Source organism: Sphingobacterium paludis (assembly GCF_004364125.1).
GTDB classification, from domain to species: Bacteria; Bacteroidota; Bacteroidia; order Sphingobacteriales; family Sphingobacteriaceae; genus Sphingobacterium; species Sphingobacterium paludis.
On the sequence record NZ_SNZV01000001.1, the window covers coordinates 92,735 to 118,914 of the forward strand.

Consider the following 26,180-nt stretch of genomic DNA (forward strand, 5'->3'; position numbering starts at 1 on the left):
GGTATTCTTATAAATTTAAATAATTCATTAAAATATCGTAGCGTTCCTGAATGTCAGAGTCTGGACTACCATCGTTGAAGGTTGATTTAATAATGTAGTCAAATCGCCACAACGATGCAACCAAGGAGGAAATATTCTGTTTATCGACTTTGATAGTCATTTCAACTTTGGTGGTATCAGGTATTTCGCGAATGGCTGTGCTGAGGATGCGGACGTTTTCCGACTCAAAAATATGGGCGATATGTGAAAACGACACATCATGTTTGCCCAATTCGAGCACGATAACCGTTCCGGGCTCGGTATTCCCAAATGTTTCATTAAGTGCAGCGAGCAGATCAGCGGATGTAATTATGCCCAAATAATGGTTTTCCTTATCCAACACAGGAAGTATCGCTAATCGATGTGCAGCCATGTACTGAAGGGCGTCATAGATATGTTGATATTCGTAGAGGTATAGGAAGCGCATGGAGACTGCTAGACTCCGTAAACTTTGGGTGTCGTCGTGTGCTGCCAAAAGGGAGTCTTCTGTCACTAACCCAAGGAAATCGCCGTCTTTAACTACCGGCAAATCTGGACTATGAAATTCATTCATCCTGTCAATTGCCAACCCAATACTGTCCTCGGGTTTGATGTCGACATAATTTTCTGATAAAATTTCGCCTATATACATGATGAGTCCGTTTATACTATTAAACAGGAAAAAATTGAAAACGTTTAATCAACGCCTGTATGAATACGGGCTAATTTATAAATTATCTGGAGATAGTCGCACATCTTGGCGCATGTAAGTAACTTTTTACATCATTAATGTATATTTTCCTTAATTTTACGACTTCGAAAAACAGATTACTACAGCGAGTTAAGAAACAATGATTGAAGAAGAAGAAAACGTAAAGTTTATTCAAGTACGTGAGGTTATTCATAAAAAGAGTCCAAAACTTGCAAAATGGATTCCCAAGCTTTTGATCAGTTATTTGGAACGCGTCATTCACGAGGAAGAGATCAATTATATCATGACAAAGTTTAGGGACCAGTTCGGCCTTGATTTTGTTGATGATCTGATTGAAGAGCTAGGCGTCAATGTCGTGTTGGAAGGGATGGAGAATATACCGACGGATGATCATGTCATCTTTGCTTCAAACCATCCTTTGGGAGGGCTAGATGGTATCGCCATCATGCATGCTATCGGTCGTTACCGCCGCGATGTTAAATTTTTGGTGAACGATATTTTGATGAATATCCGCAACTTGGAACCACTATTTATTCCGGTTAATAAGGTGGGCAACCAAGCTAAAAGTGGCATCATGGCCATTGACCAAGCATACGCCTCGGAGAATGCATTGCTGATCTTTCCGGCGGGCTTGGTGTCGCGTAAAATTGATGGCAGGATCGCAGACCTGGAATGGAAAAAAAGCTTTATTTCCAAATCAAAAAAATATAAGAGAGATGTCATTCCCGTTTACATTGATGGGAGAAATTCCAATTTTTTCTATAATTTAGCTAGACTGAGGCAGAAATTTGGCATTAAAGCAAACTTAGAGATGCTTTATTTGCCGGATGAAATGTTTTCTCAACGAAATCAACAAGTAATAATCCGTTTTGGAGAACGTATTCCGTACAGCCATTTCGACTCATCCAAAAGTGAGCGCGATTGGGCAAATGAAGTACGGAATATAGTTTATGGAATGGCGGACAAAAAATAACATATGCAGGAAATTATCGCGCCGGTAGATCGAGCGTTAATAAAAAATGAATTGACCAAAGAAGCTTTTGTTCGCTATACGAACAATGGCAACAATGAGGTTTACCTCGTAAACTATCATTCTGCCCCATATATTATGCGGGAGATAGGTCGATTACGGGAGCTTACTTTTCGTGGCGCAGGTGGGGGGACAGGTTTGGCTCTAGACATTGATGAGAATGATACCTGTGAACATAACTACGATCAACTGATAGCCTGGAATCCTGATGAGGAAGAGATAATAGCGGGCTACCGCGTTATAAAATGTGATGATGCAATAGACCCGGAGGGACATGTTCATCTCTCGACTGCGCACTATTTTTCTTTTTCCGAGACCTTTAAAAGAGAATACCTTCCCTACACACTGGAACTTGGACGCTCTTGGGTGCAACCAAAATACCAACCCGCGATAGACAACCGAAAGGGATTATTTTCCTTGGATAATCTTTGGGATGGACTGGGGGCCTTGGTGATGATTAACCCAGATATTAAATATCTTTTCGGAAAGGTCACCATGTACCCGCAATACAACGCCGTTGCCCGAGATTTATTGATGTATTTCATGGAGCATTATTTCTCAGACCAGGATAAGCTGGTTGTGCCCTTTGAAAAGATTAACATCGGTTATAAAACGGATATCTCGGCTTATAAAGGAATCTTCGATGGCTTACCGTATCGTGAGGGCTATAAGGTTTTGAATACCAAGATTCGGGAGCTCGGCGAAAATATTCCACCGCTCATCAATACATATATGAACCTGTCACCAACCATGCGTACATTTGGCACGGCACTGAATGATGAATTTGGCGAAGTGGAGGAGACTGGGATCATGATTACACTGGCGGACATTTACGATGCGAAAAAGGAACGTCACATGGTCACTTTTGAACGTGACAAGCACTTCGGCCATAAGCCACAGAAATAGGGGTAGGGCTTTCAAAGAAGGTGCCCAATGAATTGGGGGCGCATAAAAAAATATCATTGCGAGTAAGTAGGACGAACGCTGCTGCAGCCTGTAAGGGGAGCAATCTGCATATTTGCAGATAAAGATTGCCGCGTTATCGCCTTTTGCTCGCAATGAGTTTTAAGCTTTGTCTCCAGACAGGCTTTTTTCGTTTTGTAGCAGCATTTCGATATGCGGAATATCATCTTCCAAATACATGTCGCTGACCTGCTCGAAGCCTAGTTCTTCGTAAAATCGCTGCAAGTAGAGCTGCCCGCTTATTCGAATACGCTGTTTCGGTGCCATCGTATCCCAATACTGAATCGCTTGATGCATCAACACTTTACCCAATCCGAACTTCCTGTAATCTTTATGGACAACGACCCTTCCAATGGATAAATCATCGTAGGAAATGCCTGCTGGCAACAGTCGAGCGTAGGCAACGACTGCTCCCTCATAGGTTCCAAACAGGTGTTTCGACTGATAATCTTTATTGTCGCATTCCGGATATAGGCAGTTTTGCTCGAGCATAAAGACATTAATTCTGAGTTGTAGAATTTGATAAAGCTCTGCGGATGTAAGCTCCGCAAATGATTTTACCGTCCATACGCAGTCCATACGCTCGCTACGCTAATAGTCTTTTAACCACTTCGGAAATAGTGCGCCCATCCGCCTGCCCGGCAAGCTTTTGATTTGCTGCGCCCATTACCTTGCCCATATCTTTCACAGACGATGCACCGACTTCTTCAATAACTTGTTTAATAACCGATTCCACTGCCTGCAAATCCAACTGTTTTGGCAGATATTCTTCAATCACTTGTTGTTCTTCAAATTCTATGGCATACAAGTCTTCACGTTGTTGCTGTTTAAAAATTTCGCCAGATTCTTTTCGCTGTTTAACAAGCTTTTGCAAGACTTTGATCTCGGCATCTTCGCTAAGTTCTTCTGTATGGCCTTTTTCAGTCTTTGCCAATAATATCGCTGCCTTTACCGCTCTTAAACCACGTAGTCGTGCGTTGTCTTTGGCAATCATGGCTGCCTTAATATCTTGATTTATTTTTAGTTCGAGTGACATTTTGGAAATTAAAAAGTAAAAATTAAAAAGTAAAAAGTCAAAATTGAAAAGTTAAAATTGAAAAGTCAAAATTGAAAAGTCAAAATTGAAAAATATAAAATTAAATATTGAAATTCCAATCCTCAGAATTCCTTATGTGCTGTTGCAAATTTATTTAATCATCGCGCTTGACGATTGTTGCCGTTGCCTGCGCAGTCGGCATCACTAACAGGTCATTGATATTAACGTGCGCGGGTCTAGATAGCATAAACGCAATTATTTCTGCGATATCTGTTCCTGAAAGCGGCGTTAATCCTTTATAAACGTTTTTTGCAAGTTCTTTATCGCCTTTAAAACGTACCTCGGAAAACTCAGTCTCCACCATACCCGGATCGATAGAAGACACGCGGATACCTTTTTCCAGCAAGTCGATGCGCATGGCTTGTGTCAAGGCGTCTACTGCATGTTTGGTAGCGCAATATACATTTCCATTAGGATATACCTCCTTGCCGGCGATAGAACCAATGTTGATAATATGTGCGTTTTCACTGTTCCGCATCAGCGGTTCGGTGTATTTGGTGACGTACAATAGGCCTTTCACATTGGTATCGATCATCCTGTCCCAATCGCCCGTGTCGCCATCCTGAATAGCATTCAATCCTTGGCTTAGTCCGGCATTGTTGATGAGCACATCAATAGCTTTCCATTCTTCCGGTAAGCTAGCGAGTGTTTGCTCAACGGCCGCCCGGTCCCGAACGTCTAACTCAAAGCAAAAAATATCGCAAGATGGATATTGACGCAGCAATGTTTCTTTAAGCTCTTCCAAACGTTGCAACCGTCGGGCACAGAGTAGTAATCTATAGCTCGATTCCCCGGCAAGCACGGTGGCGCAGGCCTGACCAATGCCGGAGCTCGCTCCTGTTATTAATACTGTTCTCATGTATTGAAAAAATTAAAGTAAACGGAATAGGGGCATAGCCCGTTTTTTATCCAGCTCCTATCGATCATTAGCTGTAAAATAGCGCCATACACTCTACTTTGTACACTCATAGATCGTACAGAAGCCGAAGGTTTGCGGTCGAACTTTGGTTTGCTTAAAACCTACCTTTTCGGTGATGGCCGCAAACTTGTCGCCGTCAGGGAAATTGGCAACGGATTCCGGAAGGTAGGAATATGCGCTCATATCTTTCGAGATCAGTTTACCCATAGCCGGGATGAACCGGTGGAAATAGAAATGGTAAAGCTGCTTGATAGGAAAAGCTTTTGGGTTTGACAATTCCAATATAACGGCTCTTCCGCCAGGGCGTAATACCCGGTAGATATCAGCTAATCCTTGCGGCAGGTTTTCAAAATTCCGCACACCAAAGGCTACAGTGACTGCATCAAACGTGTTGTCGTTAAACTGAAGCTTTTCCGAGTCGCCTAAGCGCACTTCAAATCGATCTTGCAATCCTTTTTTTGTAATTTTCTCTTGGGCAACGGCTAGCATCCCCGACGAGATATCCACGCCAATGATCTTTTTCGGCTTCAAAATGCGTAACGATTCAATAGCAAAGTCGCCCGTTCCGGTAGCCACATCTAACATCAATTGCGGCTGAATGCCGCGAAGCGATCGAATGGCCTTTTTTCGCCAGATGGTATCAATACCCATCGTCATCATCCTGTTGAGCACATCATAGGTTTTTGATATGTTGTTAAACATATCCGCTACTTGCTCCTTCTTTCCGCCGTCCTTCGTTTTATACGGTTTTATAGTCGATGTCTCATTTGCCATTCAACAAATATACGATATTGAAAAATATCTAAAACATCGACCGGGGAATAAATTCGTTATGCGCTATTATAACTGTTTGGTACTAAGAGCTTAGGTTGTGATTACGCAGATATTTCCTTTAATGGGGATCTTATTTTTTAAGTTATTAACACAGTCTCGAGTTGTTAACATTAGAGTAAGTGGTTGGCACATAGCGTACTTTTTTGGAAATTAACACGTTTTCAACAGAGGATGTGTATAAACGTTCTGCTGCATTTGTTTGTTTGAAAGCCCTATTCGCATCATTGTTTAGGCAACCGAAGTGGAGTGTGTACAAATAGATGAAACGATAGTCTATATTTTTTATATTTTTGTTTCCCCGTTACGAGCACGGTTCAGGAGACACACATACATTGTAAACAGAAACACCTTTTTTGGAATGGCGACAGAAAACGAATTTTCGAATAATATGGCGGGCAAAACTAATTTTGTCAAGAAGAGAGCGAGCCTTAATAACTTAATTGGTGGACTGGGAAAACTTCCTCCGCAAGCCTTGGATCTCGAGGAGGCAGTTCTTGGAGCTCTTATGCTCGAAAAGAATGCCTTGAGTGAAATCATTGATATCTTAAAGCCCGATTCGTTCTACAAAGAATCGCACCAAAAGATCTATGAAGCGATTTTTAGTTTGTTTCAGCAGACATCGCCGATCGACCTGTTAACAGTGACTACTGAGCTTCGTAAAATGGGGGCTTTAGAAATGGTCGGCGGCGCTTACTACATTACCCAGTTGACGGATAGGGTTGTATCGGCTGCTAACATTGAATACCATGCCCGCATCATATCACAAAAATATATTCAACGCGAACTGATTAAAGTTTCTACCGAAATTATTAACAGCTCTTACGATGAAACAGCGGATATTTTTGATCTATTGGATCATGCAGAGAAGTCGCTGTTCGATATAGCACAAAATAATTTGCGGCGTGATTCGCGTAAGATGGACGATATCATGCGCGAGGCCATCTCTAATCTGGAACTATTGCGCGATCGTACCGATGGCTTGACGGGTATACCGTCGGGCTTAACCGCGTTGGATCGAATGACCTCGGGATGGCAGCCATCCGATTTGGTCATTATCGCTGCACGTCCCGCCATGGGTAAGACCGCCTTCGTGCTTTCTGTGGCGCGTAACGCGGCCGTAGATCACCAACGTGCGGTTGCGGTGTTCTCGCTGGAGATGTCATCGGTGCAGTTGGTGAATCGTCTTATTGCAGGTGAAACAGAAATTGAACAGGAAAAGCTTAAAAAAGGGAACTTGGCGGATCATGAGTGGCAGCAATTGCACTCCCGCATTGGCAGATTAACGGAAGCTCCGCTCATTATTGACGATACGCCGGCATTGAACGTTTTCGAATTTCGGGCAAAGTGTCGCCGTTTGAAAGCGCAACATGATATTCAAATGGTCATTGTCGATTACCTGCAGTTAATGCACGGCAAGTCCGAAGGCAAAGGCGGTGGAAACCGCGAGCAGGAGATTGGTTCGATCTCCCGCGCGCTGAAGTCGGTCGCCAAGGAATTAAATATCCCGGTGTTGGCGCTTTCTCAGCTTAGTCGCGCGGTGGAGTCTCGCCCTGGTAACAGTAAGCGTCCGATGCTATCCGATTTGCGTGAATCGGGATCTATCGAACAGGATGCCGATATGGTACTGTTCTTATACCGCCCAGAATATTATGGTTTAACCGAAGACGAAGAAGGTCGTCCTACGGCCGGTGTTGGAGAAGTTATCATCGCCAAGCACCGGAATGGCGAGACGGGTATTGTGCCGTTGAAATTCGTTGGAAAGTATGTTAAGTTCGTGGATTTGGAAGAAGATTTCGGAGGTCCGGCCGGAGACTCCTTTGGTGCTGGTCAAGATAGCTTCAGCTCCGCAATTAACCCTTCCGATGCATTTGGCAATTTTGGAGGGGGCTTCGATGGTGGAGGAATAACCATGCCTTCACGAATGAACGATATGCCTGACGACGCACCATTTTAAGAAATTCTTCGCTGACCAGACTTACGATACAGGCAAGCCCAAGATAATGGCTTGCTTTTTTATTCGGCAATGCGGAGTCGATTATTTTTATTAATTTTACCATACTTTTTGTTGCAACTTTCATAAAATTTAGGAGAGATTTGGATTATTTAGCAGGATTAAATCCTTCACAGCGTTCTGCCGTAGAACAAATTAAAGGGCCAGTGATGATTGTGGCTGGCGCAGGGTCCGGGAAAACGCGCGTTATCACATACCGGGTAGCACACTTGATTCGACAAGGTGTAGATCCATTCAACATCTTGGTGTTAACCTTTACCAACAAAGCGGCGAAGGAAATGCGCGAGCGTATCATGAATGTGGTTGGCTCGGAAGCAAAAAACATTTGGATGGGAACCTTTCACTCCGTTTTTTCGCGGATTCTACGTGTGGAAGCCGAACTCATCGGCTACCCGAAAAATTTCACGATATATGATACCGACGACACAAAAAGCTTGATTCGTGCCATTATCAAGGAAATGAATCTGGATGATAAGCTATACAATGCCAACCACGTGTATGGTCGTATCTCATCCGCCAAAAACAATTTAATTTCTCCACAGGAGTATAACAAAAACGAAGCGATCATGGCCGAAGATATTGCCAATGGCCGTGGACAACTTGGGCAGATTTACATGACCTATGCACAACGCTGCTACCGCGCTGGGGCGATGGATTTCGACGATCTACTCTTCAAAACGAACGTATTATTAAACAAACACCCCGAAGTGCTTCATAAATACCAGCACCAATTCAAATATTTGATGGTGGATGAGTATCAGGACACCAACTTTTCGCAGTATCTTATCGTGAAAAGATTGGCAGCGGTCAATGAAAACATATGCGTCGTGGGCGATGATGCGCAAAGTATCTATGCTTTTCGTGGTGCAAACATCCAAAACATATTAAATTTTCAGAAAGATTATCCGGAGGTTCAGGTCTTCAAATTGGAGCAAAACTATCGTTCCACGAAGATGATTGTGAACGCGGCCAATAGTGTCATCGAAAAAAATCAAAACCAGCTCGAAAAGAACGTGTTTTCGGAGAATGAAGACGGCGAGAAGATCAAGGTGACGCGAGCATTTTCGGATAATGAAGAAGGAAAAATTGTGGCGGAGGCTATCACGCAGGAGCGCTCGTTAAAAGGTTTGAAATACAAAGATTTCGCCATTCTGTACCGAACAAATGCACAGTCACGTGCAATGGAGGAAGCCTTGCGCAAGCTGAATGTGCCTTACAAGTTGTATGGCGGCACATCTTTCTATCAACGGAAAGAGATTAAAGATCTTATTGCTTACTTCAGGTTAACCTTCAACCCGAATGATGAGGAAGCGCTTAAGCGGGTTATTAACTACCCGCGGCGCGGAATTGGCGACACTTCTTTAGAGAAAATATTGGTTGCTGCCGACAAGCAGCAATATCGCTTATGGGACGTCGTCGCCAATGCGCAGATGTTTCTTGACGGGCGTAGTGCCACTGCTGTCGGTAATTTCGGGTTGATGATACAAAGTTTTCAGGCCGTCGCGAAAACTGGCTCAGCATTTGATACAGCGATGCATATTGCTCAACACTCAGGAATTCTCAAGGATCTTTACGAAGATAAATCGGTCGAAGGTCTTAGTCGCTATGAAAATATACAGGAGCTACTGAATGGTATCAAAGAGTTTTCTGAGCGTGAGGATATCGAGGAGAAAGGGTTGGATGTCTTTATGCAAGACATTGCATTGCTTACAAATGATGATAAGGATAAAGACCCAAATGCAGACACGGTTTCCTTAATGACGATACACTCGTCGAAAGGCTTGGAGTTTCCTGTTGTCTTTATTGTGGGGCTGGAGGAAAATCTTTTCCCATCGCAGCTGTCGCTTAATTCACGATCGGAATTGGAAGAGGAGCGCCGATTGTTTTACGTGGCTGTTACCCGAGCGGAGAAAAAGCTGCATCTGTCTTACGCCACCTCCCGGTATCGGTGGGGCACATTGAATAATTGCGAACCAAGCCGTTTTCTGGATGAATTGAATCCGGCCTGTTTGGAGCTTGACTTTCAACCCCGCAATGTATCGACGGGAATGGATGGAGGCTTTCAATCCGAGCGAGTAGCGTGGAAGCAAAAAGATACGGATTCCTATTCCAAACCTAAGCCGAAGGTGGTTAAAACAACTTCGATCTTGCCAAAGGCACACGTTCCGAGTGAAGGTTTCGCGCCTTCCGATACGGCGGGCCTCCAGGTGGGCATGCAAGTGGAGCACGAACGATTCGGTTTTGGCAAGGTCGTCAACCTCGAAGGCAATAAACCCGATATAAAAGCCACAATTTTTTTCAAAGAGTTGGGACAGAAACAATTGTTGCTTAAATTTGCAAAGCTTAGAATAGTCTAAGGAATATTAGTAGACATAAAATAATAACTGCGCTGTTCGAACGTTGAATTAGCGTGAAACTTAACGATATGGATTTCGATTACAATAGCACCCGGCCGAAACTGATTTTGGCAGAATACGGACGGAATGTACAGAATATGGTTGACTATATTTGTACCCTTCCTACGCAAGAAGAACGCAACCGCTATGCACAGGTCGTGATAGACATGATGGGCGTATTAAACCCGCATCTGCGCGACGTTTCGGACTTCAAACACAAACTATGGGATCACCTGCACATCATTTCAGATTTTAAAATTGAAGTGGAGTCGCCTTATCCAGTTCCCGAGCGTGATGCCATCCATAAAAAGCCAGAACTTCTCAATTATCCGCAGCACGCCATCCGTTTCAAACATTACGGATATACGGTAGAGCGTATGATCGAGAAAGCATTGGCGATGCCAACGCCAGAATACCGTGATCGTATGGCCATTTCGGTAGCGAATTTTATGAAGATGGCCTATACGACGTGGAACAAAGACTCTGTGCAGGACGAACACATTATTCAAGATCTATTTGAACTGTCTAAAGGGCAGCTTCGCCTGCCTGCAGATACGGTATTGACGAAGCTTGATTTCAAAACGCCGCCTCCGGGAAATAGAACAAAAACTGCGACTACCTCGAACGGTGCTAATAGCAACAATAATAATAACCAAAAAAGTGGTGGTTCTGGCCATAGTCATGGTCACCGAGACAACAATAGGAAATTTAGCGGCGGCGGCGGTGGCGCCGGTGGGAAGAAAAATTTTGTTCCCAGAAAAGGTGGCTTTAAAAGATAAGCCTTTTTGCTAACTACATGCTAGGAGAGCAATTGCGTGGCGACGGATCGTTAACCAATTGCTCTCTTTTTTAATTATACTAATATCGTATCCAAAACTGTATGAATGCATTTGAAATAATTGGAGGAAAAAAGTTAAAAGGAGAAATTGTTCCACAGGGTGCCAAGAATGAGGCCTTGCAGATCTTGTCTGCTGTACTGCTGACGGAAGAAAAAATGACGATCAGCAATATTCCTGATATTAAGGATGTAAATAAGCTGATTGATTTGCTAGCCGCTTTGGGCGTAACGGTTAATCGACTAAATAAGGATACGTACGAATTTGAGGCTAAAAACATAAACATCGACTATTTTCAGTCTGAGGAATTTAAACACAAGGGTGGTGGTTTGCGGGGATCCATTATGATTGTAGGCCCTTTGCTAGCTCGTTTCGGAAAGGCTGCTATTCCTAAACCAGGTGGCGATAAAATTGGACGCCGTCGGTTAGATACCCACTTTTTAGGTTTCGAAAAATTGGGCGCAAAGTTTGTTTACGACGCTGAAAACAATTTTTTTAATGTGGATGCCACCGCACTTCAGGGTACCTACATTTTATTGGACGAGGCATCAGTTACGGGTACCGCTAACGTGGTTATGGCTGCCGTGCTTGCCAAAGGCGTAACCACCATTTACAATGCAGCCTGTGAACCTTATTTGCAACAACTTTGCAAAATGCTCAATCGGATGGGTGCGAAAATAAGTGGTATTGGTTCAAACCTGCTCACTATCGAGGGGGTGGAACGGCTAGGCGGGACCGAGCACCGCATGCTGCCCGATATGATTGAAATTGGATCATTCATTGGGCTTGCCGCCATGACCGGATCGGAAATTACCATTAAAGATGTGTGCTATAAAGAGTTGGGTATCATCCCCACTATATTTGCCAAATTAGGAATTAAGTTTGAGCTTCGAGGCGACGACATCCATATACCCGCGCAAGATTCGTATGTGATAGATACCTTTATAGATGGCTCCATTCTGACGGTTTCCGATGCGCCTTGGCCGGGCTTTACACCAGATTTATTGAGCATCGTCTTGGTTACTGCGATTCAAGCAAAAGGCAATGTGCTGATTCATCAAAAAATGTTCGAAAGCCGCTTGTTTTTTGTGGATAAATTAATCGATATGGGTGCACAGATCATCCTTTGCGATCCGCATCGTGCAACGGTGATCGGATTAAATAAGCAAACTAAGCTACGCGGCATCGAGATGACATCGCCAGATATTCGTGCAGGTGTATCGTTGCTTATTGCAGCTTTGTCTGCACAAGGACGATCCGTTATCTATAATATCGAACAGATTGAGCGCGGTTATCAGGATATCGAAGAACGACTGAAAGCATTGGGTGCTGACATTCGACGTATCGACGGAAGTCCGGCCCACTAAAGAAATGTAGGGATGTCATCCTACAAAAAAGGGTTGTTCGAAACATCGAACAACCCTTTTTCGTTTCTATAGAGCCAATAAGCTTGATAATCTATTTTCTATAAACATCATCATTTATGACTTGCGGCATCTTCTTGCCATTACGAACCGCAATCAAGTTGTTCGACGCAAGGAGGGCCATCTGCGTGCGGGTTTCGATGGTTGCCGATCCGATATGTGGGAACACGCAAACACTTGACATTTTCAAAAGGGGGTTATCAGCTTGCATCGGCTCTGGGTCGGTGACATCAAGCCCGGCACCCCAGATTTCTCCCTGCTCCAACGCTGCTATTAAATCCAGCTCATGGTGTATCTTGCCTCGTGCCGTGTTGATAAAAATTGCGGACTCTTTCATCCGACGAAATGCTTCCGCATTGAAGCGGTGCTGCGTCTCGGGTGTGAGGTTTGTATGGAGGGATAGGACATCGCTTTCTCTCAACAGGGTGTCAAAATTGACGTAAGTGGCTTCGACACGTTTTTCCGCTTCGGTATTTCTGTTTCTATTGTGATAAATAATGTTCATGCCGTAGGCCGCTTGTGCTTTGCGGGCTAATGAAAGGCCTATTCTTCCCAAACCGAAAATGCCCAAAGTTTTGCCGTATAATTCAATACCCAGGTCTTTGGTAAATTCAAAATCTGCCCAGGCGCCGCTGCTAACCTGATTTGCTCTAAACAAAGCCTTTCGCGAAACCGCGAGCATTAACAGGAAGGCGATATCGGCCGTTGCATCACTAAGCACGTCTGGCGTATTGCTTACCGGGATGCCAGCTTCAGTGGCGGCTGCTAGGTCTACGTGATCGTACCCCACACTGGTCAGTGCAATGCCTTTCAAGTGAGCGCAAGATTTAAAGAAAGTTTCATCCAGCTTTCCTTGACCCACGTTGAGAAGCACATCAACATCTTGACAGGCTTGTATAAGCTCTTCTTGAGATAATCTATCGCTTTGTTCATGTATACTGACATCGAAACCCGCTTTCAGAAGATTTTCTATACCAGCTTGAGGGATTTTTTTTGTTACAAATACTTTCATCGCTTTTTTTATTCCAATGTAGTGTTTTATTGATGTTTTTTTAAAGTCTGTAGGAATTCTTTTATAACGTTTTTTTGCTGTTTTATTTGTTTGAATTTTGAGTTTCGAACAAAAATTAGGGATTTTAGTTTTGATTTTTTCAAAAAAATAATTGAATTCTTGTGTTTTTTCTATATTATTGCATCATAAAATATTAAATACATGTCTACAGCACAAAAAAAATCATTATTTCCTTTTATTCTTATGGTCATATTGGTAGTCGTGGCCTTTTTTAATCCATCCTTACCTGAAAATGGTAATGAATATGAGTATAATGCCGCGGATGTCGCCTGGATGCTTACTTCCACGGCGCTAGTTTTGATCATGACACCCGGTTTAGCTTATTTTTATGGTGGTATGGTGAAAAAGAAAAACGTTATCTCCACGATGTTGCAGAGTTTCATATGTATGGCTGTTGTTGCCGTGATTTGGATTGCCTTTGGATTTAGCTTGGTTTTTGGCGAGTCCATAGGTGGCGTAATCGGCAACCCCATGAGTTTCTTCATGTTTAACGGCGTGCTTGATCACGAGCCTTGGGGCGGTGCGCCCACCATACCATTTACGCTGTTTGCTATGTATCAGCTTAAGTTTGCCATCATAACACCTGCTCTTATCACGGGTGCTTTTGCAGAGCGTATTCGCTTTACTTCATATATCCTTTTTATATGTCTGTTTTTTATCTTTATCTATGCTCCATTGGCGCATGCTACCTGGCACCCCGACGGTGTTTTATTTAAAATGGGCGTTTTGGATTTCGCAGGTGGTACCGTGGTTCATATGTCGGCAGGGCTAACGGCCCTCGCTTCGGCCATCTATTTAAAGCAGGGGAATGAATGCAAAGAACACACGCCGGCAAGGATCACCTATGTGTTGTTGGGAACGGGTTTATTATGGTTCGGATGGTTTGGCTTTAATGCAGGATCTGCATTTGGTGCTACTGCACTTGCAGCAACTGCGATGGCGACCACGACAGCAGCCTCTGGCGCAGCGGCTCTTATGTATATTCTATTTGACGCTGCACGCGGTACCAAGCCATCCGCGATGGGAACTTGTATTGGCGTTGTTGTTGGCTTAGTAGCTATTACGCCAGCAGCTGGTTTCGTCACGGTACCACATTCCATCGTTATCGGTGCCGTTGCAGCCATCATCAGTCGTTTGCTTATCGACTGGCGCACAAAATCAAATATTGATGACACCCTCGATGTTTTTCCAAGCCATGGTGTAGGCGGTATGGTCGGGATGATATTGACTGGGGTTTTCGCCCATTCGGCAATCAATGGGGCCGTAGAAACAAACGGGTTATATTACGGCGAGACCGGCTTGTTTACAGCACATATCATCGGTCTTATCGGTGCAACAGTTTTTATTCTCGTGGTGGCGTTTATCCTTTTAAAAGTTACAGATCTTATCACACCGTTACGCGTTAATGCACAGGAAGAGCTGGAAGGGCTCGATCTTTCGCAGCACGGCGAAAAGCTTTAAAATATCTTACTACTAACTAAATCCAATTGTGAATGTGCCGTGTTCGTCAACGAACACGGTTTTTTATTGCCAATTAAACCGTAATTATCTGCCCTAAAAAATCTATATTTGCCATTTAGAATTATTGGATAAAAACCTGTATGAAGCATATACGTAATTTTTGTATTATCGCACATATTGACCACGGCAAAAGTACCTTGGCGGATAGGCTGTTGGAGTTTACGAACACCATCTCGCAACGTGAGGCTCAAGCGCAACTTCTGGATAATATGGATTTGGAACGCGAGCGGGGTATCACGATTAAATCCCACGCTATCCAAATGGAGTATACCCAGGATGGTCAGCAATATATACTTAACCTTATCGACACACCGGGACACGTAGATTTCTCTTACGAGGTATCGCGTTCTATCGCGGCATGTGAAGGTGCCCTGCTTATCGTAGATGCTTCCCAAGGCATTCAAGCGCAAACCATTTCCAACTTATACTTGGCGTTAGAGCACGATTTAGAAATTATTCCTATCCTCAATAAGATGGATCTTCCGGGTGCAATGCCCGAAGAGGTTAAAGATCAAATCATTGACCTCATTGGAGGAAAGCGCGAAGAAATTATTCCCGCTTCCGGTAAGACGGGAATGGGTGTTCCCGATATCCTTCGGGCAATTGTAGAGCGTATCCCAGCACCAGTAGGTGATCCGCAGGCACCCCTGCAAGCCTTGATCTTTGATTCGGTATTTAATTCGTTCCGCGGAATCATGGCTTATTTCAAAGTGGAAAACGGTGAAATACGAAAAGGGGATAAAGTGAAGTTTGTCGCGACAGGAAAGGAATACTTCGCTGATGAAATCGGTACGTTAAAACTGAATCAGGTTGCCAAAGATGTCGTTAAAACGGGCGATGTCGGTTATATCATATCTGGAATAAAAGAGGCGCGGGAAGTAAAAGTAGGCGATACGATTACCCATCGCGAGCGTCCTTGTGCTGAAGCGATACAAGGATTTGAAGAAGTTAAGCCGATGGTATTTGCCGGGATTTATCCAGTCGATACCGAAGATTACGAAGAGCTGCGTGAATCGATGCATCGTTTGCAGTTAAATGATGCTTCGTTGGTGTTTGAGCCAGAATCTTCTGCGGCTTTAGGTTTCGGATTCCGTTGTGGTTTCTTGGGCATGCTACACATGGAGATCATCCAAGAACGTTTGGAACGCGAGTTTGACATGACGGTTATTACAACCGTGCCCAACGTTTCCTACAAAGCGTTCATGACGAAAGAACAGGAAGAGGTTACCGTGCATAACCCTTCGGATCTTCCTGATCCCAGCAAGTTAGACTTTATTGAAGAGCCTTATATCAAAGCTAATATTATTACAAAGTCTGACTTCGTCGGACCGGTGATGTCGCTCTGTATTCAAAAACGCGGAACGATCATCAATCAATCGTATTTAACATCCGATCGTGTCGAGCTGGTATTTGAAATGCCTATGGGTGAAATCGTATTCGATTTTTATGATAAGTTAAAGACGATATCGAAAGGCTATGCCTCTTTTGACTACCATCAGATCGGTTACCGAAAATCCGATTTGGTGAAGTTGGATATCCGCTTGAATGACGAGCCTGTAGATGCGCTATCTTCATTAATTCACCGCAGTAATGCGTACGATTTCGGAAAGAAAATCTGTGAAAAATTGAAAGAATTATTGCCGCGCCAGCAATTTGAGATTCGTATCCAGGCATCTATTGGCGCGAAGATTATCGCACGTGAAACCATCTCCGCACTTCGGAAAGATGTAACGGCCAAGTGTTACGGGGGCGACATATCCCGTAAACGCAAGTTGTTGGAAAAACAGAAAAAAGGTAAAAAGCGTATGCGCCAGGTAGGGAATGTCGAGATTCCGCAGTCTGCCTTTATGGCCGTGCTGAAATTAGATTAATAACGAGTAATCCACCACACCTATTACGTACACGAGTAAACATGAATTTATTAGATGGAAAGCTGGTATCAGCAAAAATAAAAGAAGACATCAAAATAGAAGCGGCGCAATTTACGGCGCAGGCGGGGCGTAAGCCGCATTTGGTTGCTATTTTAGTGGGTAACGATGGCGGGAGCGAAACGTACGTGGCCAGCAAAATGCGTAACTGCGAGTTGGTAGGTTTCGAGTCTACCAATATTCGTTACGGTGTTGACATTACAGAGGCTGCGCTTATCGAAAAGATCAATGAAATTAATCAAGATCCAACGATAGATGGTTTGATCGTACAATTGCCGCTACCCAAGCATATTGACCCAGATAAAATCACCGAAGCAATAGACTACCGCAAAGATGTGGACGGCTTTCACCCCATTAATTTAGGGCGGATGCAGCGTAACCTTCCTTGCTTTATCCCGGCGACACCGTATGGTATCATGCTGATGCTGGGATATTATGGTATAGAAACAGCCGGCAAAAAAGCAGTCGTGGTGGGACGCAGTAATATCGTAGGCTCACCGATGAGTATTCTATTGGCACGGAATAGCCAACCGGGCAATTGTACCGTTACGCTTACGCATAGCCGCACAGCAAATTTGAAAGAGGAGATTCTTGCTGGAGATATTGTAGTTGCCGCTATAGGCCGTAAGAACTTCGTTACGGCAGAAATGGTGAAAGAAGGCGCGGTCGTGATCGATGTGGGTATAAACCGCGAAGACTCTACAGAAACAAAATCTGGATTTAAGCTCTACGGCGATGTGCATTTTGAAGAAGTTGCCAAAAAAGCTTCATGGATTACACCCGTTCCGGGTGGGGTAGGGCTGATGACGATTGTAGGCTTGTTAAAAAATACCTTGGAAGCCGCAAAAGGCACCATATATGCTAAGTAATATCCTTCGATGCTTTTGGTACAAATATTGTTGGTGATAAACGGTTAGCCATCAGTGTATTTTAAACAAAAGTTAGGGAATATGAAAAAGTTAGCTTTATTAGCCGTTGTTGCTGGAGCAATTAGTTTTACAGCATGCAATAGTACTCCATCAAAAGACAAGAATGCAGACGGCGAAGTTTCTGCCGGCGAACACTTAGACCATACGGTGGAAGAAGTAGAAGACCACAGCGAGCACGCGCATGCCGAAATGGATAAAGACATCGCGGAAGCGAAAGCGCGTGTGAAAAAGGCAGAGGCCGATTTAGAAGCGGCTGTTCAAAAGAAAGATAAGGAAGCTGAAAGAGCTGCCCAAGAGTCTTTGAACGAGGCAAATTCGGCTTGGGATAGGGTAAAGGCAACGGCGAAGAAAGCCGGTCATGCTGTGGAAGAAGGTACTGAAAAGGCCGTTGATGCCACAGGTAGAGCAGCAGCGTCCACAGGTCGAGCAATAGACCGCGCTATTGATAAAACCGCCGACAAAGCAAATCAAGTAGCGGAAGATGCCGAACGCAAAGCAAAAAACGTAAAAGAGGCTTTAAAAGATTAGCGATACATCATGCTATTGCAAGACGCCAAACATCGTGTTTGGCGTTTTTTTTATGCAATACTTGCTCGTCTCTCGTGGTCACATATTAAAGAAAATAAGGATGGAATTAAAAAAACAATTGCTGGAATATTGTCTTCAAAAAAATGAAGAGCGTCTGAACGAAATTGTTTACGCGATACAGCAGGCGCAAGAAGCTATAGAAAGCGATACCAAAAGTAGCGCCGGTGACAAATATGAAACCTCTCGGGAAATGGTTCAGCAAGATCTGAACCGCTACCAAAATCAACTGATACAGGCCAAAAAGGACGCCGTCATTTTACAGCATATCGCTCTGGAAGAAAGGGAAACTGTCGGAGTGGGCTCGCTCGTCGAGACAGATCATGGGTTTTACCTGATAGCAATAAGTCTGGGTAAATATAGTCTTCATAATCATGACTTTATGATTATATCGGGCTCGTCGCCTATTGGCCGACTGTTAACCGGAAACAAAGTGGGCGCTACCATTCAGTTTAACGGGAAGGTTCAAACGATACGAGCCATTACCTAAATCAGCACATGATCACGCAATAAAAACGAAACAATTACTACCGCGCATTGTTCACTAGTGTATAAAGCAAGTTTTAACAAAATAGGACTGTTTATGAAGTCAATGATAAAAAGCTGGGTAGTCATATTGCTTATTGTACTTATCTTTTCCGTTCTTCATCGTTGCAAACCACAGGTTTCCGATGTCGACGTGAAAGCCAAAGTGGAATCTGCATTGGGTAGTAATCCTAATGTCATCGTTGGTGTGAAGAGAGGGAAGGTTACGCTTTCTGGCATTGTGGCAACGGAAGAAGAAAAGAGAAATCTTACGGCGGCGGCAAAAGAGGCTGATCCGCAAAACGTAAAAGACGTTATTGACGACCTCACGGTTGCTGAGCTTCCGCAGGATAGTGTCACGAACGATATTGAATTGACCGATCAGTTGCAAGAAGTTATCAAATCACACCCCTCGTTGAATGGGCAGGTTAAGGATGGTGTAATAACGATGTCTGGCAGTATGAAGCAGCAAGATGTACAAGAGCTGAAAGTTCGTTTAGAGGAACTGCGTGCGAAACAACTCGATATGTCATCCGTGAAAGTAAACTAAATTAATGATATGGCATTAGTCGATAAATACAAAGGTTTATTAGAAACGGCCAAAAATTCTGATATAGAAGATTTGGCGTTTTACGAGCAGGATGATCAACTTTACGTAGTCGGTACAACAGCTAACGCAGATATCAAAAATAAACTTTGGGATGTATATAGCCAACTCGATCCCAATTACATCGGCGGTGATGTGGTCTTGAATATAGAGGTGATGGATTCGGTGCAGGGCATACAAGCACGTATTGTCAGCCAAGATCCTTTTCTTAATCTACGCAAAGGTCCAGGGACAAATCTCCCGGTTCTCGCTGAAGTGGGAAAAGACGAGCTTATCACACTAATCAGCCGTGCAAACGACCAATGGTGGCTTGTACGCACGAAAGCCGGTATTGAAGGGTATTGTTACGCGCAATATGTTGAGCCGGTCGAAAAGTGATGGTTTAGCACAACTTCCACGTCAACGCTAGCCAATATCTTCCAATCTAAATGTTTCGTTGAGCCGTATTCCCTTCTCGGTGCGCTGCAAAGTGCAGCAGGGATGCACAGGATCGTGCTCTAAAAATAGAATATATTCATTATCAACGATCTCTTCCCAGTAGTGTTGGCGCTCTTCCATTGTTGTTAGGGGGCGAACGTCATAACTCATCACATAGGGCAACGGAATATGGCCTACCGAGGGCAGGAGGTCGGCCATGTATAAGATGGTTTTACCTTTGTATGTAATTTGGGGTAGCATCATAGCCTCGGTATGGCCGTAAGCGTAGCGTAGGGCTATATGTTCGGAAAAACCATCGCCATCCGCGACGAAATGTAATTGACCGCTTTCTTGTATCGGCATTATATTTTCCTTTAAAAACGAAGCCTTTTCTCGAGGATTCGGATTCAAGGCCCAATGCCAGTGCTTTTCATTACTCCAAAAACGCGCATTTTTAAATGCAGGACTAAGCCGCTCCCCTTCGCGTACTACCGCGCCGCCGCAATGATCAAAATGAAGGTGTGTCAGGATAACATCGGTTACATCATCTCGATGAAAGCCGTATTTCGCCAGCGAACTATCGATAGTTGCATCGCCATGCCGAAAATAGTGTCCGAAAAATTTATCATCTTGCTTGTCGCCAAGCGCGGTATCAATCAAGATCAGGTTTTTACCATCTTCAATAAGGAGCAGGCGCGTAGCCCATGTACAGAGGTTTCGCTCATCTGCAGGATTTGTTTTTTGCCAGATTGATTGCGGTACAACGCCAAACATCGCGCCGCCATCTAATTTAAAGAATCCAGTATCTATCGTGTAAAGGTTCATCGTACGTAATTAATTTTATGACATGCTCAACTTTCCAATTTTGATCATAAGAAGCAGCGTTCTGCCAACGTGCTTTTCATGCGTACGGACAACGGCTGTCGAAGGTAAACATTGTATTGATCAAGTGGCTAAGCATGCAACATGTTGACTTTTCGCATGAGCCATTGCTGAAGCTTTTTTATAGCCCGCTCTTCCAAATTTAAAAAATTAAAGTGAAGAATGGTGGTATGGCGCAGGATGAGAATCTGAAAGCATGCTTATCAAGCCAATAATACGCGCAAATAGGATAGCTGTGTCGGTTGCATACACATTCGATAGTATAACCGTGATAAAAATAGTATTTTTAAAATATAGATGATAAGCTTAGCTTTAAATGGATACCGTATGAAATCAACTCTACAAGAAATTGAATCACGATTTGACAAGGAGGTCGAGCGCTTTTCTAGCTTAGAAACTGGTCAACAGACTACATTGGATGCTCCTTTTAATATGGAGCTTATTACAGCGGCTATAGCGAAACGTTATCCTACACTGACGTCGGTGTTAGACATCGGCTGCGGGGCCGGTAATTATGCGGTCAAGTTATTGGAAAAGGTTCAATGCGTGGATGTCACGCTGGTCGATCTTAGTCAGCCCATGCTCGATAAAGCGCGCATGCGTGTGCAGGCCGCCACCTCAGGAACCGTAACCACGAAGAAGGGCGATTTCCGAACCGTAACGTTAGTAAAAGAAGGCTATGACGTTATTATCGCCACGGCAGTGCTGCACCATCTTCGAGAAGATCACGACTGGGAAGCGAGCTTTCGCAAACTGCACGCATTGTTAAAAGACGGCGGAAGTTTGTGGATCTTCGATTTGGTACAGCAGCAAGACGAGCAGCTACAGAAGTTGATTTATACCGACTATTATGGCGATTACCTGACGGGGCTAAAGGACGAAGCCTATCGTGATCATGTGTTTGCTTATATTGAAAAGGAGGATACGCCGAAAGATCTGATGTACCAGTTGGATCTCCTTCGACGAGTTGGTTTTAAACAGGTGGATATCCTGCACAAGAATCTGTGTTTCGCATCGTTTGTCGGTATCAAGTAGTGCCGACTTTTGCTGATCCAGCTATGGTATGCTATAAAAAAAGAGGGCATCGTTTCCATGCCCTCTTGTACGGTGTTACCTATAATGTGCTATTAATGAGCACTTAAGTTTTTAGCTTTTTCCTCATCAAAAGAAGCTTCCAACTCAGCAAGCTTTTTCTTTCCATAAGCCATTTTTGTAATGACATAAAACAGTACCGGTACGATAAAGATGGCAATAAGCGTTGCAGCCATCATTCCCCCGAATACCGTCCAGCCAATAGTCTGACGGGAAAATGCCCCGGCACCAGTCGATAGCATCAACGGGATAATCCCGAGAATGAAGGCAAACGATGTCATGATGATAGGGCGAAGCCTTAACTTCACGGCATCGATGATTGCATCCATTAACGGCATGCCGATATCCACCCGCTCCTTCGCGAATTCGACAATCAAAATCGCATTTTTCGCCGCCAGTCCGATAATGGTTACCAATCCGATTTGTGCGTAGATGTTGTTATCGAGCGTCGGGATAAGTGTTAAGGTAAGGATGGCACCAAAGATACCGATCGGTACGGACAATAAAATGGAGAATGGTACGGACCAACTTTCGTAAAGCGAAGCCAGTAGCAAGAACACAAAGATGATACATAGCGCAAAGATCATGATCGTCGTATTTCCAGACTGGCTTTCTTGTAAGGAGAGCCCTGAAAAATCATAGCTGTAACCATTTGGAAGCGTTTCGGCTGCCACCTCGGAAAGTGCGCGCAATGCATCTCCGGAACTGTAGCCTGGCGCTGCGGATCCACTAATTTCGATACTCCTGAAAATGTTATAGTGGTTGATGATTGATGGATTTTGTACCATCTGCCATGTGACGAGTGTGCTTAACGGAACCGGTGAACCTTCCGTGTTGTTGACATATAATTTATTGATGTCTTCAATGTTCATACGGTAACTGTTATCCGCCTGTGTCACGACACGGAAGTTACGGCCGTAGCGCGTGAAATCATTGATGTAAGCGGAACCCAAGTAGGATGAAATCGTGCTGTAGATAGAAGATATAGGCACAAGCATCTTTTTCGCCTGCTCCCTATTTACCGCAATTTTAAAGTTTGGCGAATTTGAATTGAAGAGGGTATAGGCCATTCCGATTTCAGGCCGCTGGTTTGCGGCACCCAAGAACTTGCCCACGACAGCCTCGAACTGTTTGATATCTACCGTTTGCTGATCTTGGATCATAAGTGAAAAACCTCCAGACGTTCCCAAACCTGGAATAGCAGGCGGGGTTACCGCAAGTACGCGTGCTTTGCCGTAGCTTGCATACTTACCCATGATAGCACCGGTAATATCCGCAGCGGTACGCTTACGCTCCGCCCAAGGTTTTAGCGATACAAACAAGGTCGCGGCATTCGACTTAAATGATCTGTTCAAAATATTGATACCAGCAATCAACGTCACGTGCTCTATCTCTGGAAAATCTTTCCGGAACTGATCGTTTAATTCCGTCAAGACCGCGGCGGTACGGCTGGCTGATGAGCCCTCCGGCAAGTTAACTCCTGCGAAGAAAGAACCATTGTCCTCCGTCGGAATAAAGCCTGTTGGCTTGGTAGTAAACATGTAGCCTGTGCCAATGAAAATACATAGCAGAATAATCAGGGCCAATGGCGCGCGGCGTATCGATACCCGGACACCTTTGGAATATTTGTGCGTTACACGCTCAAACCATAAGTTAAACTTGTAGAAGAATTTGTTCAAGCCTTTCGCGTCTTTGTTGACCGATGTCGGCTTTAATAGCAAGGAGCACAAGGCCGGCGTTAGCGATAAGGCAATAAAAGCCGAAAGCATAACTGAAACCGCAATAGTTATCGCAAATTGCTGGTAAAGCTTACCAACCATACCTGGGATAAAACCAACGGGTATAAATACCGCGGCCAAAATCAAGGCAATCGCAATAACGGGGGCGGTGATATCTTTCATCGCACGAACCGTAGCCTCGCGGGCACTCATTTTGTAATGATCAATATAATGCTGCACCGCTTCTACCACCACAATCGCATCATCCACAACAATACCGATGGCTAAGACGAAGGCTAACAATGTTAAATTATTAATGGAAAAACCAAATAAGGTAAAGAAGATAAAAGTACCGACAACCGATACCGGTATGGCCAACACCGGAATCAGCGTAGCTCTCCAGGATTGTAGGAAGAAAAATACAACCAAGGTCACCAAAATCAAGGCTTCCACCAAGGTGTGGATTACCGAATCGATCGACGCGTGAACTACTGAAACCGTCTCATAACCCACGACATAGTCCACATCCTGCGGGAATGATTGTTTCATTTGGTCCAAAGCTGCATATATACCCTCGGCTGTTTCCACGGCGTTACCTCCTGGTGTTTGTGCCACCATCATACCCGTAGAAATCATCCCATCTGTGCGGGTGGTGGTCGCGTAGCTGAATTGACCTAGCTCTACACGCGCAACATCTTTCAATAGAACAATGGATCCATCCCGGTTTGATTTTACGATAATTTCTTCAAAATCTTCTACAGAAGATAGATCCGAGTCGGTGATCACGGGGTATTCGAAGACCTGCGAATTTTGTAGGGGCGGCGCACCTACGGAACCACCTGGAATGCGAAGATTTTGTTCGGATATGGCTGTTGATACATCAGCGGGCGTTAACCGTAGTGCCGTCAGTTTATTGGCGTCGAGCCACACACGCATAGAAAACGGTTGACCAAATGCCGTAACATCACCCACGCCCTTTACCCGTAGGATAGCGTCTTTTACATATAAGTTGGCGTAGTTGGCCAAAAACTTATCATCGCGTGTTCCTTTGGGGGATACTAAAGACACCAGCATTAAAATGTCGGTGTTGGCTTTTCTCGTTACTACCCCTAAACGACGAACAGCTTCCGGCAAGGCCGGTTCCGCGATACCTACACGGTTTTGGACATCCAATGTCGCTACGTCAATATCTGTCCCCACTTCGAATGTCACGGTAATCGTCGACTGTCCGTTTGAGGTACTGTTCGACGACATGTAGATCATCCCTGGCGTACCGTTGATCTGGCTTTCAATAGGCGTAGTCACCGTTTGCTCAACGGTTTGTGCATCAGCGCCAGTATAGTTGGCCGTCACCGTCACCGTAGGTGGCGCTATGGATGGGTATTGACTGATTGGCAATGTCATGATGGAAATCGTACCAATGATCATAATCAAGATCGAGATAACGATTGCCGTGACAGGCCTTTTTATAAATACTTCTGAGATCATTTTATTTTTTTTAGTTTAGGACTTTAACGACTATTTCTGTGGAGCGTTATTGGCAGCAGGAGGATTCTCTACGACCTTCGCACCATTTCTCACATTCATCAGACCGTCAACAATTATTTTTTCACCCGCCTCAACGCCGGATTCCACCACTACATTTTCACCGACCTTCAGTCCTAATTTTACAGGACGGATTTCGGCTTGGCTGCTGTCATTAACCACAAATACATTGTACACACCTAATTGATCTTGTACACCTTTGAATGGAATAATAGCCTGTTCGCTGGATGAGGTACTCTTCACGTTTACGGTAAGGTTCATACCTGCACGTAATACATTTTGCGGGTTGCTAAACGTAGCGCGAACAGCAATGGTACCAGTTCTTGGGTCAACCGCTCGGTCGATGATCGAAACGCGACCAAAATCGGTATATGTCGTTCCATCAGGAAGCACGGCACTGATTTCTGTCGCTGATTTGCCAGATTGATAGGCTGCATATTCAGCAATTTCTCGTTCACTGATCTGAAACTCCACGGTGATGGGGTCAATGGTGCTGATGGTGTTGATCTCTGTGGTTCCGGGCGATACCAAAGCGCCTACACGAACCATGGAAATGCCGACCACACCACTGTACGGCGCACGTATAACCGCACGCTGTAGGTTCGTCTGTGCTGTGGTTAAAGCTGCTTGTGCCGACTGTACCTGTGCTTTTTGGTTACTTACTTCGGTCAATGCATTGTCCAACGTCTGTTTTGCAATCGCATCTTTATCGGCCAATGTTTGGTAGCGTGTCAAATCTTTTTCCCCGCGCTGTAAGGTAGCTTTCGCTATTTCTACAGCTGCTTTCGCCTGATCCACTGCTGCCTGGTATCGGATACGGTCGATCTCATAAAGCACTTGGCCTTTAGCCACAGATGCTCCATCGGTTACATTTATTTTCGTTACATACCCGCTCACTTCGGCAAAAATCTTGGTTTCCTGCAATGGGATAACACTGCCGGGGTAGCTCTTTATGCCTGATACAATCTGTTTTTCAACAGCAACGGTCGATACGGGAACGGCAGGCTGTTCTTGACCAGCCCCTTGTTGTTGCTTGGCCGGTTTGTCGCCAGACCCACAAGATTGCCAGAACAATCCTGAACTTATGATTAATGCCGAAAATAAAAAGTTCTTATTCATG

23 protein-coding genes are annotated in these 26,180 nt (G+C 44.3%); 14 read left to right on the forward strand and 9 right to left on the reverse strand.

Going from position 1 to position 26,180, the window contains the following annotated elements:
* Nucleotides 1-7: 7 nt before the first annotated feature.
* The gene (locus B0I21_RS00410) at nt 8-670 is read right to left on the reverse strand and encodes a CBS domain-containing protein (RefSeq protein WP_133638378.1); all 663 of its coding nucleotides are present in this window, start codon (nt 668-670) and stop codon (nt 8-10) included.
* 199 nt (nt 671-869) lie between these two features.
* Between B0I21_RS00410 and B0I21_RS00415 the strand changes: the two genes are divergently transcribed.
* Together B0I21_RS00415 and B0I21_RS00420 are read left to right on the forward strand one after the other, a co-directional pair.
* The gene (locus B0I21_RS00415; RefSeq protein ID WP_166637742.1) at nt 870-1,703 is read left to right on the forward strand and encodes a 1-acyl-sn-glycerol-3-phosphate acyltransferase; all 834 of its coding nucleotides are present in this window, start codon (nt 870-872) and stop codon (nt 1,701-1,703) included.
* A 3-nt stretch (nt 1,704-1,706) separates the two neighbouring features.
* Nucleotides 1,707-2,666, forward strand: a complete 960-nt coding sequence (locus tag B0I21_RS00420) for a GNAT family N-acetyltransferase (RefSeq protein ID WP_133638379.1) — start codon at nt 1,707-1,709, stop codon at nt 2,664-2,666.
* Nucleotides 2,667-2,825: 159 nt separating this feature from the next.
* Here the strand turns inward: B0I21_RS00420 and B0I21_RS00425 are convergent, their stop codons facing one another.
* The 4 genes from B0I21_RS00425 to ubiE all read right to left on the reverse strand — a co-directional run bounded on the left by B0I21_RS00425 (nt 2,826) and on the right by ubiE (nt 5,512).
* Entirely contained in the window at nt 2,826-3,302 is a 477-nt protein-coding gene (locus B0I21_RS00425) for a GNAT family N-acetyltransferase (RefSeq protein ID WP_133638380.1), read from the reverse strand.
* 7 nt (nt 3,303-3,309) lie between these two features.
* Nucleotides 3,310-3,759 carry a GatB/YqeY domain-containing protein gene (locus B0I21_RS00430; RefSeq protein ID WP_133638381.1) on the reverse strand — a complete coding sequence of 150 codons (450 nt, stop codon included), beginning with the start codon at nt 3,757-3,759 and terminating at the stop codon, nt 3,310-3,312.
* 154 nt (nt 3,760-3,913) lie between these two features.
* Complete coding sequence (locus B0I21_RS00435) at nt 3,914-4,678, reverse strand: SDR family NAD(P)-dependent oxidoreductase (RefSeq protein WP_133638382.1); 765 nt, start codon at nt 4,676-4,678, stop codon at nt 3,914-3,916.
* A 93-nt stretch (nt 4,679-4,771) separates the two neighbouring features.
* Nucleotides 4,772-5,512 carry a bifunctional demethylmenaquinone methyltransferase/2-methoxy-6-polyprenyl-1,4-benzoquinol methylase UbiE gene (gene ubiE, locus B0I21_RS00440; protein ID WP_133638383.1) on the reverse strand — a complete coding sequence of 247 codons (741 nt, stop codon included), beginning with the start codon at nt 5,510-5,512 and terminating at the stop codon, nt 4,772-4,774.
* 418 nt (nt 5,513-5,930) lie between these two features.
* On the opposite strand from ubiE, the gene dnaB reads away from it, so the two are divergent.
* The 4 genes from dnaB to murA all read left to right on the forward strand — a co-directional run bounded on the left by dnaB (nt 5,931) and on the right by murA (nt 12,182).
* Nucleotides 5,931-7,526, forward strand: coding sequence for a replicative DNA helicase (gene dnaB, locus B0I21_RS00445; RefSeq protein ID WP_133638384.1), 1,596 nt, complete (start codon nt 5,931-5,933; stop codon nt 7,524-7,526).
* 140 nt (nt 7,527-7,666) lie between these two features.
* Nucleotides 7,667-9,940: an ATP-dependent helicase gene (locus B0I21_RS00450; protein ID WP_133638385.1), complete on the forward strand. Its 2,274-nt coding sequence runs from the start codon at nt 7,667-7,669 to the stop codon at nt 9,938-9,940.
* Nucleotides 9,941-10,008: 68 nt separating this feature from the next.
* Nucleotides 10,009-10,758: a DUF4290 domain-containing protein gene (locus B0I21_RS00455; RefSeq protein ID WP_133638386.1), complete on the forward strand. Its 750-nt coding sequence runs from the start codon at nt 10,009-10,011 to the stop codon at nt 10,756-10,758.
* Between the two features lie 101 nt (nt 10,759-10,859).
* Nucleotides 10,860-12,182, forward strand: a complete 1,323-nt coding sequence (gene murA, locus B0I21_RS00460; RefSeq protein WP_133638387.1) for a UDP-N-acetylglucosamine 1-carboxyvinyltransferase — start codon at nt 10,860-10,862, stop codon at nt 12,180-12,182.
* A 91-nt stretch (nt 12,183-12,273) separates the two neighbouring features.
* On the opposite strand, the gene B0I21_RS00465 is transcribed toward murA, so the two are convergent.
* On the reverse strand, nt 12,274-13,251 hold the full coding sequence (locus B0I21_RS00465; protein ID WP_133638388.1) for a 2-hydroxyacid dehydrogenase: 978 nt from the start codon (nt 13,249-13,251) through the stop codon (nt 12,274-12,276).
* A 201-nt stretch (nt 13,252-13,452) separates the two neighbouring features.
* Between B0I21_RS00465 and B0I21_RS00470 the strand changes: the two genes are divergently transcribed.
* From B0I21_RS00470 to B0I21_RS00500, 7 genes are all read left to right on the forward strand, one after another.
* Nucleotides 13,453-14,772, forward strand: a complete 1,320-nt coding sequence (locus B0I21_RS00470; protein WP_133638389.1) for an ammonium transporter — start codon at nt 13,453-13,455, stop codon at nt 14,770-14,772.
* Between the two features lie 140 nt (nt 14,773-14,912).
* Complete coding sequence (gene lepA / locus B0I21_RS00475; RefSeq protein ID WP_037494709.1) at nt 14,913-16,703, forward strand: translation elongation factor 4; 1,791 nt, start codon at nt 14,913-14,915, stop codon at nt 16,701-16,703.
* Nucleotides 16,704-16,744: 41 nt separating this feature from the next.
* Entirely contained in the window at nt 16,745-17,629 is an 885-nt protein-coding gene (locus B0I21_RS00480; RefSeq protein ID WP_133638390.1) for a bifunctional 5,10-methylenetetrahydrofolate dehydrogenase/5,10-methenyltetrahydrofolate cyclohydrolase, read from the forward strand.
* A gap of 81 nt (nt 17,630-17,710) precedes the next feature.
* Complete coding sequence (locus B0I21_RS00485) at nt 17,711-18,217, forward strand: hypothetical protein (RefSeq protein WP_133638391.1); 507 nt, start codon at nt 17,711-17,713, stop codon at nt 18,215-18,217.
* 100 nt (nt 18,218-18,317) lie between these two features.
* On the forward strand, nt 18,318-18,764 hold the full coding sequence (locus tag B0I21_RS00490) for a hypothetical protein (RefSeq protein WP_133638392.1): 447 nt from the start codon (nt 18,318-18,320) through the stop codon (nt 18,762-18,764).
* A 93-nt stretch (nt 18,765-18,857) separates the two neighbouring features.
* A complete protein-coding gene (locus tag B0I21_RS00495; protein ID WP_133638393.1) occupies nt 18,858-19,349 on the forward strand; it encodes a BON domain-containing protein in 492 nt (163 codons plus the stop codon).
* Nucleotides 19,350-19,358: 9 nt separating this feature from the next.
* Nucleotides 19,359-19,784, forward strand: coding sequence for an SH3 domain-containing protein (locus B0I21_RS00500; RefSeq protein WP_133638394.1), 426 nt, complete (start codon nt 19,359-19,361; stop codon nt 19,782-19,784).
* Nucleotides 19,785-19,811: 27 nt separating this feature from the next.
* Here B0I21_RS00500 and B0I21_RS00505 read toward each other — a convergent pair whose 3' ends face one another.
* Nucleotides 19,812-20,648: an MBL fold metallo-hydrolase gene (locus B0I21_RS00505; protein WP_133638395.1), complete on the reverse strand. Its 837-nt coding sequence runs from the start codon at nt 20,646-20,648 to the stop codon at nt 19,812-19,814.
* 384 nt (nt 20,649-21,032) lie between these two features.
* Between B0I21_RS00505 and B0I21_RS00510 the strand changes: the two genes are divergently transcribed.
* A complete protein-coding gene (locus B0I21_RS00510) occupies nt 21,033-21,740 on the forward strand; it encodes a class I SAM-dependent methyltransferase (protein ID WP_133638396.1) in 708 nt (235 codons plus the stop codon).
* 92 nt (nt 21,741-21,832) lie between these two features.
* Here the strand turns inward: B0I21_RS00510 and B0I21_RS00515 are convergent, their stop codons facing one another.
* Complete coding sequence (locus B0I21_RS00515; RefSeq protein WP_133638397.1) at nt 21,833-25,003, reverse strand: efflux RND transporter permease subunit; 3,171 nt, start codon at nt 25,001-25,003, stop codon at nt 21,833-21,835.
* A gap of 30 nt (nt 25,004-25,033) precedes the next feature.
* The gene (locus tag B0I21_RS00520; RefSeq protein WP_133638398.1) at nt 25,034-26,179 is read right to left on the reverse strand and encodes an efflux RND transporter periplasmic adaptor subunit; all 1,146 of its coding nucleotides are present in this window, start codon (nt 26,177-26,179) and stop codon (nt 25,034-25,036) included.
* Nucleotide 26,180 lies beyond the last annotated feature (1 nt).